Origin of the sequence: Rhizobium binae (genome assembly GCF_017357225.1) — a bacterium.
GTDB lineage: Bacteria > Pseudomonadota > Alphaproteobacteria > Rhizobiales > Rhizobiaceae > Rhizobium > Rhizobium binae.
In genome coordinates, this window is record NZ_CP071604.1 from 820,664 (window position 1) to 836,183 (window position 15,520).

General features: G+C 57.8%; 15 protein-coding genes and 1 pseudogene. 6 read left to right on the forward strand and 10 right to left on the reverse strand.

What is annotated here, in order from left to right:
• Positions 1–25 precede the first annotated feature (25 nt).
• On the forward strand, positions 26–565 hold the full coding sequence (locus J2J99_RS03955) for a gluconokinase (protein ID WP_168301461.1): 540 nt from the start codon (positions 26–28) through the stop codon (positions 563–565).
• On the opposite strand, the gene J2J99_RS03960 is transcribed toward J2J99_RS03955, so the two are convergent.
• The 3 genes and pseudogenes from J2J99_RS03960 to J2J99_RS03970 all read right to left on the reverse strand — a co-directional run bounded on the left by J2J99_RS03960 (position 555) and on the right by J2J99_RS03970 (position 3,427).
• On the reverse strand, positions 555–1,802 hold the full coding sequence (locus J2J99_RS03960; RefSeq protein WP_168301460.1) for an NAD(P)/FAD-dependent oxidoreductase: 1,248 nt from the start codon (positions 1,800–1,802) through the stop codon (positions 555–557). The two genes, J2J99_RS03955 and J2J99_RS03960, sit on opposite strands and share 11 nt — an antisense overlap.
• A gap of 73 nt (positions 1,803–1,875) precedes the next feature.
• Positions 1,876–2,378, reverse strand: a pseudogene (locus tag J2J99_RS03965) (isoprenylcysteine carboxyl methyltransferase family protein).
• Complete coding sequence (locus tag J2J99_RS03970; RefSeq protein ID WP_168301458.1) at positions 2,378–3,427, reverse strand: type III polyketide synthase; 1,050 nt, start codon at positions 3,425–3,427, stop codon at positions 2,378–2,380. The pseudogene J2J99_RS03965 and the gene J2J99_RS03970 overlap by 1 nt, the downstream one beginning before the upstream one ends.
• 168 nt (positions 3,428–3,595) lie before the next feature.
• On the opposite strand from J2J99_RS03970, the gene J2J99_RS03975 reads away from it, so the two are divergent.
• From J2J99_RS03975 to J2J99_RS03985, 3 genes are read left to right on the forward strand one after another with little or no spacing between them, the layout of a single operon-like run.
• On the forward strand, positions 3,596–4,132 hold the full coding sequence (locus J2J99_RS03975; RefSeq protein WP_168301457.1) for a tetratricopeptide repeat protein: 537 nt from the start codon (positions 3,596–3,598) through the stop codon (positions 4,130–4,132).
• Between the two features lie 44 nt (positions 4,133–4,176).
• The gene (locus J2J99_RS03980) at positions 4,177–4,782 is read left to right on the forward strand and encodes an RNA polymerase sigma factor (RefSeq protein WP_168301456.1); all 606 of its coding nucleotides are present in this window, start codon (positions 4,177–4,179) and stop codon (positions 4,780–4,782) included.
• The gene (locus J2J99_RS03985) at positions 4,779–5,579 is read left to right on the forward strand and encodes an anti-sigma factor family protein (RefSeq protein ID WP_168301455.1); all 801 of its coding nucleotides are present in this window, start codon (positions 4,779–4,781) and stop codon (positions 5,577–5,579) included. The genes J2J99_RS03980 and J2J99_RS03985 overlap by 4 nt, the downstream gene beginning before the upstream one ends.
• A 227-nt stretch (positions 5,580–5,806) precedes the next feature.
• Here the strand turns inward: J2J99_RS03985 and rfbA are convergent, their stop codons facing one another.
• The 4 genes from rfbA to rfbC are packed head-to-tail and all read right to left on the reverse strand — an operon-like array spanning position 5,807 to position 9,199.
• Complete coding sequence (gene rfbA, locus J2J99_RS03990; RefSeq protein WP_168301454.1) at positions 5,807–6,673, reverse strand: glucose-1-phosphate thymidylyltransferase RfbA; 867 nt, start codon at positions 6,671–6,673, stop codon at positions 5,807–5,809.
• Positions 6,670–7,563 carry a dTDP-4-dehydrorhamnose reductase gene (gene rfbD, locus J2J99_RS03995; protein WP_168301453.1) on the reverse strand — a complete coding sequence of 298 codons (894 nt, stop codon included), beginning with the start codon at positions 7,561–7,563 and terminating at the stop codon, positions 6,670–6,672. Before rfbD ends, rfbA begins: the two co-directional genes overlap by 4 nt.
• A gap of 1 nt (position 7,564) precedes the next feature.
• Entirely contained in the window at positions 7,565–8,620 is a 1,056-nt protein-coding gene (rfbB, locus tag J2J99_RS04000) for a dTDP-glucose 4,6-dehydratase (protein ID WP_168301452.1), read from the reverse strand.
• A gap of 12 nt (positions 8,621–8,632) precedes the next feature.
• Positions 8,633–9,199 carry a dTDP-4-dehydrorhamnose 3,5-epimerase gene (rfbC, locus tag J2J99_RS04005; protein WP_168301451.1) on the reverse strand — a complete coding sequence of 189 codons (567 nt, stop codon included), beginning with the start codon at positions 9,197–9,199 and terminating at the stop codon, positions 8,633–8,635.
• A 407-nt stretch (positions 9,200–9,606) separates the two neighbouring features.
• Between rfbC and J2J99_RS04010 the strand changes: the two genes are divergently transcribed.
• A complete protein-coding gene (locus J2J99_RS04010) occupies positions 9,607–10,518 on the forward strand; it encodes a glycosyltransferase family 2 protein (protein ID WP_168301450.1) in 912 nt (303 codons plus the stop codon).
• 144 nt (positions 10,519–10,662) lie between these two features.
• Positions 10,663–11,715 (forward strand): polysaccharide pyruvyl transferase family protein, encoded by a 1,053-nt coding sequence (locus tag J2J99_RS04015; protein WP_168301449.1) that lies wholly within the window; start codon positions 10,663–10,665, stop codon positions 11,713–11,715.
• 47 nt (positions 11,716–11,762) lie between these two features.
• Here J2J99_RS04015 and J2J99_RS04020 read toward each other — a convergent pair whose 3' ends face one another.
• The 3 genes from J2J99_RS04020 to J2J99_RS04030 are packed head-to-tail and all read right to left on the reverse strand — an operon-like array spanning position 11,763 to position 15,480.
• Positions 11,763–13,334 (reverse strand): TylF/MycF/NovP-related O-methyltransferase, encoded by a 1,572-nt coding sequence (locus tag J2J99_RS04020; RefSeq protein WP_168301448.1) that lies wholly within the window; start codon positions 13,332–13,334, stop codon positions 11,763–11,765.
• A gap of 26 nt (positions 13,335–13,360) precedes the next feature.
• The gene (locus J2J99_RS04025; protein WP_168301447.1) at positions 13,361–14,659 is read right to left on the reverse strand and encodes an ABC transporter ATP-binding protein; all 1,299 of its coding nucleotides are present in this window, start codon (positions 14,657–14,659) and stop codon (positions 13,361–13,363) included.
• Positions 14,659–15,480 carry an ABC transporter permease gene (locus J2J99_RS04030; protein ID WP_168301446.1) on the reverse strand — a complete coding sequence of 274 codons (822 nt, stop codon included), beginning with the start codon at positions 15,478–15,480 and terminating at the stop codon, positions 14,659–14,661. Before J2J99_RS04030 ends, J2J99_RS04025 begins: the two co-directional genes overlap by 1 nt.
• Between the last annotated feature and the right edge of the window lie 40 nt (positions 15,481–15,520).

Genomic DNA, 15,520 nt, shown 5'->3' on the forward strand with positions numbered 1-15,520 from the left:
GGGAAGCCGGAGCCTCGGAGGGATCATGCCGGAAGAGCGGTTGAACAAACCCCATGCGATCATCGTCATGGGCGTCAGCGGCTGCGGCAAGTCCTCCGTCGGCGAGAAGCTGGCGGCAGCCCTGCATCTTGCCTTCATCGAAGGCGACGCGCTGCATCCGGCCGCCAATGTCGAGAAGATGTCGAAGGGCATTTCACTGACCGACGAGGACCGGATGCCCTGGCTCGACCGTATCGGCGAAGACATCAAGGCCTCGCTGGAAAAAGGCCAGGGCATCATCGTCTCCTGCTCGGCGCTGAAGCGCACTTATCGCGACAGGTTGCGGGCGGCGGCCGGTGGCAACCTGTTCTTCGTTTACCTCGAAGGCTCCAAGGCCTTGCTGACCAAACGAATGGGTGAGCGCAAGGGCCATTTCATGCCGGTCTCGCTGCTCGAAAGCCAGCTGGCGACGCTGGAGGTGCCAACAGGCGAGCCGGGCGTCGTCACCGTCGATATCGACGATACGATCGACGGCATCGCGGCAACGGCGCTCAAGGGCCTTGCCTCGCTCGGCGTCACGGGTTGAAACGCGCAGGCGAATAGGCCGCAATATCGATGAATGGTTTTTCGCCGGTTATGAGCTCTGCGAGCACGCGGCCGGTCACCGGCCCGAGCGTCAGCCCGTGATGGGCATGACCGAAGGCAAACCACAAGCCCTGGTGGCGCGGCGCCTTGCCGATAACGGGCATCATGTCGGGCGTGCAGGGACGCGCGCCCATCCACGGTTCGGGATCGAGCCTGTCGCCGAGCGGGAAGATCGTGCGGGCCACCGCTTCGGCCCGGTCGAGCTGAACCGGCGTCTTCGGTGCGTCGAGCGTTGCGAACTCCGCTCCCGTCGTCAGCCGGATGCCGCGGCGCATCGGCACCAGGAGATAGCCGCGTTCGGCGTCCAGCATCCAGTTGTTGAGCACGGCATCGCCCTTGGCGGCATAATGCATGTGATAGCCGCGCTTGACGCCGAGCGGAAAAGAATAACCGAGCCGTCGCGTTGCGAGCGCCGCCCAGGGGCCGAGCGCGATCACCGCATCGTCGGCCTCGAGCGGGCCTTCCCCAGTCATGATCTTCCAGCCCGAGCCGAACGGGCCGAACGAGGCGGCGTCGCCTGTGACGAAGCGGCCGCCGAGGCTTTCGAAATAGCGGCGATAGGCTGAGGTCAGCGCATGCGGGTCGAGCACCGACCAGGGATCGCGCCAGCGGATAGCGCCGGCAAAATCGCCTGTCATGTCGGGCTCGATGCGGGCGATATCGGCGGATGTCAGGCTGTCATAGTCCACCCCGAATTCATTCTGCCAGAGTGCGGCCTCTGCCAGGGCCTCGTCTCGCCTGGCCTGCGTGCGGAAAATCTTTATCCAGCCATCCCTGCGGATCAGCGCTTGCGCCTCTGAAGCCTCGATCAGATCCTTGTGTTCGGCAATCGAATTTTCGATCAGCGGCGCATAGGCGCGGGTGATGATTGCGTGCCGCCGCGCATTGGAATTCCACCAGTAGCGGGCGAGAAAAGCGAGCTGGCTCGGCAGGGTGCTGACATGGTAGTGCGCATCGATGCGGTTATTCAAAGCATAACGCAGCAACAGGCCGAGCTGCTGCGGAAAGCCGTAGGGCGCGACACCTTCGCGCTGGATCAGGCCGGCATTGCCGAAGGAGGTTTCGCTGCCTGGATCCTTGCGGTCGATCAGTGCCACCTGCCGGCCGCGCCGCTGGAGATGGATGGCCGCCGACACGCCGACGATACCGGCGCCGAGCACGATTGCATTTTTCGTCATTCCCCTAGATTCCGCATTGTTATCAGGGTGAAAATGCCCCCGCCGATAGTGCGGTGCAAACGAAAAATCGCATTCATTTCAAAATCATTGCGCTTTGAGTGCGGCATTTTCGGCCTTCATGCGGACAAGGAGAACGCAGGCGTTGAGAAGCGAGAAGCCAATCGCATAAAGCGGCAGTCCGAAGGCCAGGGGAAGGGCGGCGATCTCGCCGACAACGATCGCGTAGTTCGGGTGCCGGAGGAAGCGATAGGGACCGGATCTGGCGAGCGGTGTGCCGGGCAGGATGATGATGCGTGTCGTCCAGCGGTCTTTCAAGGTCGCCAGCACCCAGAGCCGCAGTGCCTGCAGCCCGATAAACACCGCAAACCAGAAGAGATCGACCGGCCTGCCCGGCGCCAGCAGCCAGAGGCCGATGATCCAGCCGGCATGCAGCGCCACCATGGCGGGATAGTGTTCCGGCGCCACTTCCCTGGCGCCTCTGGCGAGAAGGGCGGCGGTGTTGCGCCGGGCAAGGACGAGTTCGCCAAGCCGCTGCAACGTCACGAAGCTGAGCAGCGCGATCGACGGCCACATCATCAAATTCTCCTCAGCGTCACGCAGCTCGCCGAGAAGCCCGGCCCCATCGCGATCATCGCCGCGCGCTCCGGCAATCCGGCGCGGATCGCCCGCTCCAGCACGAAGAGAATGGTCGGCGAGGACATATTGCCGTAGTCGGCAAGCACGCCACGCTCGTGATCGAGAGCGCCTGGCGTCAGCGACAGCGCGCTTTCCATCGCGGCCAGCACTTTCGTGCCGCCGGGGTGACAGATGAAGCGGTCGATATCATCAGGTGTCAGCCCGTTCCGCGCCAGAATGGCCGCCACCGCCGGGCCGAGCTCCTGCTCGGCAAAGGGCGGCAACGCTTGCGCCAGCACGATGCCGAAGCCGCCATCGTCGATCTTCCAGCCCATGATATCGAGGGTATCGGGAAAGAGATGCTCGCCGGTCGATTCCACTTCCGCCATCCCGCCATCGCCCGTTCGCAACACACAGGCGGCGGCGCCGTCGCCGAAAAGCGCCGTTGCGATGATGTTCGGCCGCGTCAGCTCGTCGAGGCGGAAAGCCAGCGTGCAAAGCTCGACCGAGACGAAGAGCACGACGGCGCCCGGCCGGCTGCGCGCCAGCCGCGCGGCGATGGCAAAGCCCGACACACCGGCGGCACAGCCGAGCCCGAACACCGGCACCCGCTCGATATCGGCCCTGAAACCCATCCGGCGGGCCATCTGCGCATCAAGGCTCGGCGTCGTAAAACCGGTGGACGAAACCGTGACGACACAGTCGACATCCCCGGCCTCGAGGCCCGCTTGATGAAGGGCTGAGCTGGCGGTCTCGACGAAGAGCCCGCTTGCCACCTCCGCATAGGCCTGCATCCGGTCCTGCCAGCCATGGGCGTCGTCGAACCAGGCAAGCGGCCGCGCAGCATGGCGCTTTTGGATGCCGGCACTGTCGAAGACGCGGGCAAGATGGCGGAAGTCCTCGAAACGGTCGGCAAATAGCCGGGCGGAGGCTTCGAGTGCATGCTGCTGGGAAATGACATGTTCGGGTGCGGCGACGGCGAGGCCGGCCAGTTTTACGCTATCTGTCACAGAATTCTCCTTGTCCTTCCTGGCGTAACGCCGAGAACACCCGGTCCGGATGGTTTATTCGGCCCCCGTAGCTTCACGAAGCCGTGATGAAGAAAATAGGAGGGCTGACGAATAAAGCCCGGGGCAGCGGTGTTTTCTCCTCGCAACGTCACTTTCCAGGAGTTTCCCATGACAATCATCACAGCCCGTTTTGCTTCCATCCTTCTCGGCGGCTGCCTTGCCGCTTCCGGTTTCGCCGGCCCGATGTTTGCTGCTGGCAATGACAGCAGCACGATGCCGACCTGCAAGAAGGGCGAGATCTACGACCAGAAGACCAAGAAATGCGTCAAGCAGCAGAGCGCCAACGTCTCGGACGAGAACCGCACTGACTATGCCTACTCGCTGGCCAAGGCCGGCCGTTATCAGGAGGCGCTTGCTATGCTCGACACGGTCAAGGACCAGAACAGCGCCGAGGTGCTCAACTATCGCGGTTATGCCACCCGCAAGCTCGGCCGCACCGACGAAGGTATCTCCTATTACCTCCAATCGGTGAAGATGGATCCGCAATATGCCAAGGTCCGCGAATATCTCGGTGAAGCTTACGTCATCAAGGGCCGGCTTGATCTCGCCAAGGAGCAACTGACAACCATAAAGGCGATCTGCGGCACAGCCTGCGAGGAGTATCTGGATCTGAACGCAGCCATCCTCGATCCGTCGAAGATCTGATTGCCGGCATGGGCGGGAAGCTGGAACCAGAAAGGCATGTGAGAATGTCGGTCGCGCGTACCTCGTTTCCTGCCTATAGTCGCGCGAGGACGGAATCGCCGGTTCATCCGGCGGTTCCGAAACATGCAGAATCGTCGGAGGCGGCCATCGCCAGCGCAGCGGATATCAGGAGCGGCCTGACGGAAAATCTGGCAAGGCTCTGGCGTTATGGTTTCGTTCTCTCGCATCAGCGCGATGTCGCCGATGACCTGGTGCAGGCGACCTGCCTGCGCGCGCTGGAGCGCGCCGATCAGTTCGTCCCCGGCACCCGGCTCGACCGCTGGCTGTTTTCGATCCTGCATTCGATCTGGCTGAACGAAATCCGCTCGCGCCGGGTGCGCCAGGGCCAGGGTTTCGTCGATGCCGGCGAGGTGCTGACCTTCGACGGCGCGCACGACACCGAGACCCATGTGATGGCGAGCCAAGTGCTGAAACAGGTGAGTGCGTTGCCGGAGGCGCAGCGAACGGCGGTTTTCCTCGCCTATGTCGAAGGACTTTCCTATCGCGAGGTTGCGGGCATACTGGATATTCCGATCGGGACCGTCATGAGCCGGCTGGCGTCTGCCCGCGCCAGGCTCTCCGGCGACGAGCGGGAAGGGGGACGGCAATGATTACGAAATCCACCATTCCCTCCGACGAGGATCTGACCGCCTTCATCGATGGCGAACTGACGGCCGAAGAGGCAGCCCGGATCGAGGCTATTGTGAAGCAGGACGAGAGCGTCGCCGAACGGCTGGAGTTCCTGGCACGCGCCAGCCTGCCGTTCGAGCAGGCCTTTGCCCCGCTGCTCCAGGAGGCTCCGCGCGAGAAGCTGGAGAGAATGCTCGCCACCATCCCGGCGCGGGAGAGTGCAAATACGCTCTCAGCGCCCGCTGCCACGCGCCGCCGCTTCCTTGGGGCGCTTGCTGCCTCGCTCGTCGCCGGCATTGCGATCGATCGCGCCGTCCTCGGCCTCGGCAGAGGCTTTTCGGCAAAGGACGAAACCAGCGAATGGCGTGCCGTGGTGGCCGACTATATCTCGCTCTATACCGAGGAAACGCTCGCCGGCCCGACGCCCGCAAGGGAGTCTCAGGCTGCCCAGCTCGCCCGCCTCGACGAAAAGCTCGGCCTGTCGCTCTCTGCCGAAGCCGTCTCGCTTCCGGGTGTCGATTTCAAACGCGTCCTGCTGCTGCAATATGACGGCAAGCCGCTCGCCCAGATCGCCTATCTGGACCCTGAAACCGGGCCGATGGCGCTTTGCATCGTCCGCTCCGATGCCGGTCCCAAGGCGCCGCACCTCGAAAGCCGCAAAGGCATGAACATCGTCTACTGGTCGAACGGGGAACACGCCTTCATGCTGATCGGCCATGCGCCGTCTGACAGGATGGCAGCGATTGCGGATGGGGTGCGTGGCAGGGTGGATGTGTAAGCCCATACCTTACGCACAGTCGGGCAGCGGGCTGGCGGGTTGGTGAAGGCGAGCGCAGTTTTGGAACGACAGGCTGGACCGCAAATTCAAAAACGCTGATTTTCGGCCTCGCGCATCGGCCGCAAACAGAAATATCCCTGGATCAGGAGCCGCCGAGCTCTCTGACCGCTGCCACTCCCTCCAGCGTTTCGACGCCTTCGATGACGCGCGCGGCGCCGTGGTCGCGACTATTCGGTCAGCAGGCCGCGCAGATATTGGCCGTAATCGCCTTTGCCGGCTTTGGCGGCAATCTGGGCGAACTGCTCTTTCGTGATGAAACCTTTCGCCAGCGCGATTTCTTCCGGGCAGGCGATCTTGAAGCCCTGGCGTTTTTCCAGCGTGCGGACGAACTCCCCGGCCTCGAGCAGGCTTTCGGGTGTGCCGGTGTCAAGCCAGGCATATCCCCGGCCCATCATCGACACACGCAGCTTGCCCCGCTCCAGATAGGTCTTGTTGACATCGGTAATCTCATATTCGCCGCGCGCCGATGGCTTCAGATTGGCGGCGATATTGACGACGTCGGCGTCGTAGAAATAAAGGCCGGTGACGGCCCAGTGCGATTTCGGCTTCGCCGGCTTTTCTTCGATAGAGATCGCATTCATGTCGCTGCCGAATTCGACGACGCCGTAGCGTTCGGGATCGTGCACGTGATAGGCAAAGACCGTCGCGCCGTCACCCTTGGATACGCCCTCTTCAAGCAGTTCGGGAAGACCGTGGCCGAAATAGATATTGTCGCCGAGGATAAGACAGGACGGGCCGCCCGCCACGAAATCCGCTCCGATGATAAAGGCTTGGGCCAGTCCATCCGGACTTGGCTGGACGGCATAGCTGAGTGACATGCCCCATTCGCTGCCGTCACCCAGCAGCCGCTGAAAAAGCGGCATATCGTGCGGGGTGGAGATGATCAGAACTTCCCGTATGCCGGCCAGCATCAAGGTGGTCAGCGGGTAGTAGATCATCGGTTTGTCGTAGATCGGAAGCAACTGCTTCGATATGGAATGAGTCATCGGGTGCAGGCGGCTGCCGCTCCCTCCCGCAAGCACAATGCCTTTCATACGGCCTCCTTCGATTCTTCCAAGAGCTTCGTCACCGCCGTCCGCGTCGACACCCGCCAGTCCGGCATGCTCACGCCATAAAGGCTCCTCAACTTATCGCAGCACAGGATGGAATTGGCCGGTCGTTTCGCCGCTGTGGGATAGTCGGCGGTTGCGATATCCGTGACGGTGACGCCTCTTCCGGTCTTTTCCTGGCGAATGGAGAATATATATCGGGCAAACTCGGCCCAGTTGGTTTCACCGCTGCCGGCCAAATGAAAGACGCCCCGCAAGGGCGGATTGGCGTCCTGTGTCAGTCTGCCGGTGATTTTGACGATGGCGTCGGCTATGTCATGGGCGGAGGTCGGGCAGCCCTGTTGATCGCTCACAACGCTCAACGCGTCCCGCGTCTCTGCAAGCCGCAGCATGGTTTTTACGAAGTTGTGGCCAAAAATCGAATAGACCCAGGCCGTGCGCAGAATGACATGATTTTCGTTCGCTGCGGCAACCGCATATTCGCCCTCGAGCTTCGATCTGCCATAGATGGAGACCGGTCCGACCGGGTCGCTCTCGACATAGGGGCTTGGCTTGTCTCCATTGAAAACGTAATCGGTCGAAAGATGGATGACGGGGAGGGCGAGATCGGCAGCTGCGGCGGCGACGGCACTTGCGCCGTCTCGATTAACGGCGAATGCCGACGCCTCGTCGCTTTCGGCCCTATCGACCGCCGTGTAGGCCGCCGACGAGACGACGACGTCAGGCCTGATCCCGGCGATGGTTTCGCGCACCGTCGAAGGCTCGAGTAAATCCAACTCCGGCCGTCCCACGGCGATGATCTCGACGCCGGGCAGCTTCAACGCTTGCAACGCCGAAGTCACCTGGCCGCTCTTGCCTGTTACCGCGATGCGCATCTCATCCCTTTTTCAACATGCCGAGCCGTTCACCGGCATACACGCCCCAGCGCAGCGGCTGCCACCACCATGCATTTTCCAGATACCATTCGACCGTCTTGCGGATGCCGCTGTCGAAATTCTCCTGGGCCCTCCAGCCGAGCTCGGTCTCGAGCTTGGTGGCGTCAATGGCATAGCGGGCATCGTGGCCCGGCCTGTCGGCAACATAGCTTATGAGATCGCGATGCGACGCGGTGCCCGGCCGGACTTCGTCCATGATCAAGCATACCCGCTCGACAACCTCGATGTTTCGACGCTCGTTGCGTCCGCCGACATTGTATTTCTCGCCGACACGGCCTCGCTGCACGATCAGCCAGAGCGCGCGGGCATGGTCGTCGACATAGAGCCAGTCGCGAATGTTGGAGCCCGTTCCATAGACCGGCAGCGGCCTTCGCTCCAGCGCGTTCAATATTATGAGAGGAATGAGCTTTTCCGGAAAATGGAAAGGCCCGTAATTATTCGAACAGTTGGAAATGATCATCGGCAAGCCGTAAGTCTTCGCCCACGCCGTTGCCAGGTGGTCGCTTGCTGCCTTTGAAGCGGAATAGGGAGAGGAGGGATCATAAGGTGTTGTCTCGGCAAACAGCCCATCATCACAGAGGGAGCCGTAGACCTCGTCGGTGGACACGTGAAGCATTCTGAATGCCGCCTTTGGCTCCGGGGCGAGGCCCTCCCAATAGTGCCGCGCGGCTTCCAGCAAGCTGAAGGTGCCGTTGATGTTCGTCTCGATGAAGTCCGCCGCGCCGGTGATTGACCGGTCGACATGGCTTTCCGCCGCCAGATGCATGACGTAATCGGGGCGAAACTCCTCGAATGCGTTCGATATCGCGCTTCTGTCGCAGATGTCGGCTTTGAGAAACCTATAGTTGGGCGCGTTCTCGATTGCCTTTAGCGAGGCGAGATTGCCGGCATAGGTCAGCTTGTCGACATTGAGCACATCGGCGCCGACCTCGCTGACGAGATGTCGCACCAACGCCGAACCGATGAAACCCGCGCCACCCGTCACAAGAACACGCATGAAGCTCTCCGTTCACGAAAATTGAAAATAGGGAGGAAGTTCGGAAAGCAGCGGCTGTTTGCCGTCCTTGTCAGAAAGAATGTAGGCATCCATCCGCGGCCACCGGATCCCTATGGCGGGATCGTCCCACCGCACCCCGCGGTCATGCTCCGCGCTATAGGGAGCGGTGACCTTGTAGCTTATGATCGTATCGGGCTGCAAGGTGATGAAGCCATGTGCAAATCCGCCCGGCACCCAAAGTTGCGCGCCATTTTCGGGAGAGAGCTCTGCGGAGACCCATTTGCCGTAGGTCGCAGAACCCTGCCTGATATCGACGGCCACATCGAGGAGCGCGCCCCGCAGGCAGCGCACAAGCTTGCCTTGCGCGAAGGGGTGCAGTTGAAAATGCAAGCCTCTTACGGTCCCCGGCTCGGCTGATAGCGATTCATTATCCTGCACGAACGAAACGTCGGCCACGTTGCTGCGGAACCAGGAATCTTTGAAGATCTCGCTGAAATAGCCTCTCGAATCGCCGAATCTCGCAGGCGTGATCTTCTTTACGTCCTCAATCTCGAGTTGATCTAAATTCAACGCATACATCCTTGCATGGGCCTAATCGCGCTGTTTGTGAACAGCGCCCGAGGCCGGCAATACGGCCAATAGTGCTGCCGAGCACATACCTTGGCGAGAGCCGCGCGGCAAGATGAGAATGCGGTTGTGCAGATGCATGTACGTGCTCCCTCGGCGATCCGAGGCGACGGTTAAAACAGATAACCGATACATGCCGATTGAAAGCCTTCAAACGCTCAGTTATGTCGGCACTCTAAGGCTCGTGATAGCTGACTTGATCAGGAGGTGGATAGCCGGTAGCAATCCCGGAGTTGCGGCGGATTTGGAACCGCGAGCCGTGGAAGCAAGAGGCAGAGCTTTTTTGTGAGTCGGAGAAAAAACAAGAAATATTCTAGTGGTCGCGCTATTGCCGCTTCCGAACGCTCGGAGAAGTTTAGTTGATCGAGATTCTTTGCGCGACCTATAACGGAATGCGCCATCTTCGGGAGCAGATCGCATCCATTGAGGCGCAGACGCTTACCGACTGGCATGTCACGTTCTTCGATGACGGCTCGACAGATGGCACCGTCGAAACGCTTGCAGCTTTGACTTTGAAGGATAATCGCTTCACCTTAATACAAAATGCGACCAACCTGGGTTTTTGCGGAAATTTCCTGAACAATCTTTCGAAGCTTAAAAACGCCGACGCCTACGCGTTTAGCGACCAGGACGACATCTGGTACCCGGACAAGCTCGAACGTGCGTTCAACTGGCTGGCACGAATCGATGCAGGCATGCCGGCAGTCTATTTCGCTCGGACCGAAGTCGTTGATGAACACCTTAATCATGCAGGCTTGTCACCCCAGAACAAATTGGAGCCAAGTTTTCGCAACGCCGTTGTCCAGAGCATCGGTGGTGGCAACACCATGATGTTCAATTCGGCAGCAAGGAATCTTGTGGTCGACACCCTGCCGGAGATGCAGCTCATCTCCCATGACTGGTGGTTCTACATCGTTGTATCAGGCTGCGGCGGGATAGTGCGCTACGACCCGGAGCCGGTGTTGAAATACCGTCAGCATGCGGGCAACCTCGTTGGCGCCAATAATAGTATTTCCGGGCAAATCTTAAGGTTGTGGAGGGCTTTCCGAGGACAATGGCGTGCGTGGAACGCCGTACACGAACTCGCGATCAAAACGTTCGAGGATCGTCTTACTCCCGAAAATCGTGCCGCTTTCTGCGCCTTTCTACGAGCCCGCCACGGTGCTTGGCCATTTGAACGACTATCAGTCTTCAAGAGCTCGGGGATAAGGCGCCAAAGTCAACTTCAAACCAGATTTCTTCCGTTCCTCGCGCTGTTGAACAGGTTGTAGGTGCGTCTTGCCATTGGTTTCGAAAAGACGCGCTCGGAAAAAGCTGGCCTTTGCCGCGGGAGGCGGATAAAGGCAAACTCGCGTCGTCCGAGCCCATCTTCATCCATACGCGGTCCACGCGGGCCGGAAATAGGTACACTCTTAATGGTCGCAGTTCTTTCACCGTTTCTGGTTCCACCTTCCATTCGCCACCAGAAAAAGGTCAACTATGGTGATGGCTTTATCTTGCGTGCGATTGAGAGGCAGGTCGGACGGTTCTCTCCGTCGGCGACCTTTTCGCCTAGAGTACCACTCGGCGATTATGATTTTGCTCAACTGCAGTTACATCGCTATGTGATCCTTGCTGGAGCCAACCAACTCAAAGATGACTTCGCCCCGATTGCCAAAATGAAGGCAAGTACACTGCGCAAGTCGAACCTTGTATTCATACCGTTCGGCATCGGTTTGCATGGTGAAGCCGGCTTCAATGAAGGGTTTACGGAGAACGCCAGGGAGATTCTGTCCATCATGCATGAGCGGATCGAATACTCGAGTTGGCGTTGCCCGTTGACAACGGGGCTGCTGAACACGGCACTGCCGGCACTGCGTGAACAAGCTCTGATGACTTGTTGCCCGGTCGTGATGGACCGCCCGTTGCTGGACGGCTCTCGGTTCGAGCGCAACCTATCGACTATTGCGGTAACGATTACCGACCGAGGCGATTTCTGGGATAGGGAAACTCCAATCCTAAAGGAAGTGGCGGAACTGTTCCCGAACAAGAGGCGAGTCTTGGTGTTCCACCAGGATTTCGATCCGCCCTCTGCCTTCGAGCCGCTGGCTGACCGGCTCACGATTCCCTTAGGTAGCCAAAAGATAAAGACGAGCCGTCACGTGCGGAGGCTCGCTCGACAACTTGGCTATGAGATCCTGATCGCCAATGATGTTGACACGCTACTCGCCTTTTACGAGCACGTAGACTTGCATGTCGGGAGCCGTCTTCATGCGCATCTTCACATGTTAAGTCAAAACAAATGGAGTTTTCTCATAAAAGTTGACGAGCGCTCGACGGGGATTGCAAGTGCTCTCGGTTTCGAGCTCATCAATGCCGGGCAACTCAACCGTCATCTCGATACGGATCTTGAGGTTGTCAGAACTTCAGCCCAGGCGTGCAAATTGGTGATGCAGCGTTTCGTAGACGCCATTCCCGGCCGTCCTTAAACGGCCTACAATGTATGATCGAATGTCCTTTACGCTGCAGCGAGCTGTTACGATTTTCGCTGAACTGCAATGGAACGCTTGACGATCACAGGTTGAAACTCTGGAGATTCTTCCAGCCACTGGTCGACGGCTTTTCGACATCCGGAGTAAGAGGAATAATCGTCAAAAATGATGTAACCGCCTTTTATGATGTGCGGGGCGATGCGATCGATACAGGTCTTGACTGAGTCGTACCAATCCCCGTCAATGTGGGCTAGCGCCACAGGCTCTGTCAGGTTCATGGTGTCCTGGAACAATCCCTTAAGGAGATGAATGTTGTGCTCCGTTACTGTAAAGCCGAAAGCCTTCAGATTGCCTACAACAAGCTGTGTTGTATCGCCTAGATAACCATAATATTTGTCCTCGCCGAGGCCTTGGGACTGACCGGCTTCGATTTCAGCGTAGCGGTCATGGGCATCAATTCCGTCTTCTGGTCCTGGAGCCGGAATCTGATCGTAAACGTCATACAGATCTAATGGCCTCGTTTGAGACTTATAGTGGCAAATGAAGATGGCTGATCCGCCAAGCGCCACGCCCGCCTCGATGAACCGCCCTGCAAGTTTCTTCTCTTCGACATCAGCAATACAGTCGTGAAGGATGGCGAGCTTATCATAGCCGCAATATGTCAAGTTGCGCGATCGCAGCTCATCCGAAAGCGTCTTTATTTCGATCCGCTTCTGCTCTTTTTTTTCTTTCGAGACGCCAACTGCGATTTGACGCTGTTGTTCGCTCCGACGGGACTCGGCGTGTCTGATCTGCTCTAGGCGCGAAATTTTTAAGAGCGCCCACGGCAGAAACGGGTAGGCGAAGAATGCAGACGGTCTGAAAGGCAACGCGTTGGTGAGCCGAAGATAAGGCGCCATGTAATGCTTGAGATTACCCTTAAAGTGAAACAGCAGGCACTTAGCCGACGGTCTGAGAGGATCACCTAATCTGGGCGTGAAATTATACTGGCTGCAGTCCAACAGGAGAATGCGCCCCAGCCCACGCTCCACGATTTTCAAGTTACGCATTTCGCTATGATGCAGGCCCACCAAATCACGCAGCGCGACTTGGTCCCCGAACCAGGTTTTTTCGTCTTCGCTCATCCCGGCGTAATTTTCGATCATACGAGACATCATCTCAATCACGCGTTTGCGTGGCTCCTCACCTGTATTGACGATCAATAATCCCCCGTTTATCGGAGAGTTATGCGAACGCCGGAATGTCAGCGCCAAGTCGAAACTGGCGGTTCCCTCGTCGAATAGGTGAGAGAAGCTGCCGAGGCACAGCATATCGGAGTCGAGCAGGAATACCGGATATTCACTGCCGAGACCGGAGAGCGCATCTCGCTGCCAGACCATGCGTTCATACATGATCCGATTAGGGTCGAGCTCGCGACGCCAGATGGTAGCACCCGGTAATTTAAATTGGCTCTCCATATCAGTTAGAACGGTCAGCGTAGAACCTGGGTGAAAGCGTCGGAATGACGCCCACATCAGGGCAATCATCTTATGATAATCCCGCGCGCGGAAGTCTCCGTACTTGCTTCGATCAACAACCGCGGCGCCTTTGTCGACGTGAAACACAACAAGTTGCACTGACCTTTTTTTCCTGTCCGCGCGCCTCAAAGATCTTCCGCCCCCTCAAAATCCATGTCCTCAGCATCCAGTGCTGTAACAGCCAAGCCTGCAAGATCAATGCGGAGCGGTGGTATAAATTGCGAACGGATGATTTTTCCCTCAGGCCGCAATATTCGGACACTCCCTTCCTCAACCTGCGATAGGATGTCCATCAAGGAACCCTGCGAAATATTGACCCTAATCGAGTACAGGCCAGGCAAGAAAATCACCGGGTCAAATTTCATTCGCATGATATGCGTGCCCCGGGTTATCTGGACCCATCCCAATTCATCTCGTGTGGAAGAAGGATGATAGACCATGGGTTCGACGACCGGCTTGAACATGATGTTGAGAGCGCATTCATCAACGTCTTCAAAGGCTGTCACCGTGACTTCGACAGTGAGATCTTCACCAGGGAATATTTCGTCGATCTCGTAACCCGCCTTGTCCAGCAAACGCACATGATCGATCGTAATTTTCTTTCCCGTGTCGACTGATGTAGTGGACGCCTTCGCCTTGTTCCGTCCGCTCAACTTCTCCGCCGTTGCCTTGGCTTGGTCGATCTCATAAACGTCCAGAACCGACTTAGAATCTCCTTCTGCTAAGACTTGGCCTTTACGCAGATAGATCGCTCGATCCGTGAGATACTCTATCGAAAGACGCGAGTGGGAGACGAGAATCAAAGACGCGCCTCCCTTCCGGATATCGTTGATCTTATTGCGGCATTTAACGCGAAAATTCGCGTCACCTACAGCCAATACCTCGTCCACGATTAGAAGTTGCGGATCGGTGTGGACGGCGCAGGCAAACCCCAGCCGCATCCTCATACCAGTGGAGTAGGTGCCGAGTGGCGCATCAATGCTTTCGCCAATTTCCGCGAAATCAATGACCTCGTCGTAACGCGCTCGTATCTCGTCTGTGGTCATGCCCAGAAGAGACATATTTAGGTAGATATTTTGGGAACCGCTGAGGCTTGGCTCAAAGCCTGCGCCCAAAGCCAGCATAGGTGCGATCTTGCCGCGGGTCTCGATTGTTCCAGAAGTTGGGTTTATGACCCCTGCGATCAATCGGAGTAAGGTGGTCTTACCGCTTCCGTTGACGCCAACCAAGCCTAAAGATTCACCTTTCTTGAGCTCTAAATCGATATTTTTGAGCGCCCAGAATTCCCCAGCCTTGAGTTGACTTGGATCCTCTCTGAAGGCGGCTCCGAGCAGCGTTCGAATGCCCGAGGTAAAAGAGCGTTTTAGGTCACGATTGAACTTTTTACTAAGATCGTTAATGCGCACGACGGGATGTTCGGACATTATCGCCCTCCCAGCAGCATACGCTCGACGATGAGCGGCTTTGCCTTGATGAAGAAGCGCAGACCGACAACCAATAGGCCTAGCACTATAAGGGCGAACATAATCGAAAAAGGAACATTAACAGAAGAACCTGCCATCGCCTTGCGTGCTGGCAGAGCGATCGGAGCGATGGGGTGAAAATATAAAACCGTTTCCAAGGTTGTGCCGGGCCGCGGCTGAAAGAAGACGGGACTAATTAGCAAACCGAACGACAAAAAGAGCTGGAACACCCGTTTCACATCCTCCACCAACAACGCAAATGGAGCAATGAAGGCGCCAAGCATTACCCCAAACACGGTCCCGAAAAGAATTATGGCGCAGCTGAACATCACTCGCAGCGGACCAATTCCAAGAAAGAGCGAAATTAGCGCGACAAAAAGAAGGCGGATCAACCCATCGACTAGCATTGCAAACAATTGACTGAGCACAATGCTGAGCATCGGAAAACGCACGCGCGCGATGAACGAGCGGGAGGCTTCAATGGAACGCACCCCAAGCATGAGAGCCTCGCCAAAATTCAACCATGCCACGACGCCGATCATATAGAAGATGAAAAATGGTAGATCGATGTCTGGGGCGAATACGATCCCGGACTGATGTGCTCCATACGCTGCGCCTGTCAGAACAACGATAGGAAAAATAATCCAGAAATAGCCAAGGAAAGACCTGCTGAATTTCGCCTTGAGCTGCGGCCGGAACAATTGATAGGCGAGCGCGACACAATGCCGGGCCTGTCTGATCGGCGAAGCAATGTCATCGAAGTCAACGTTGTCAGTCTGCATGCGGAGAAACAAACTTCCTGTATTTGGAGTGAATGTCAGC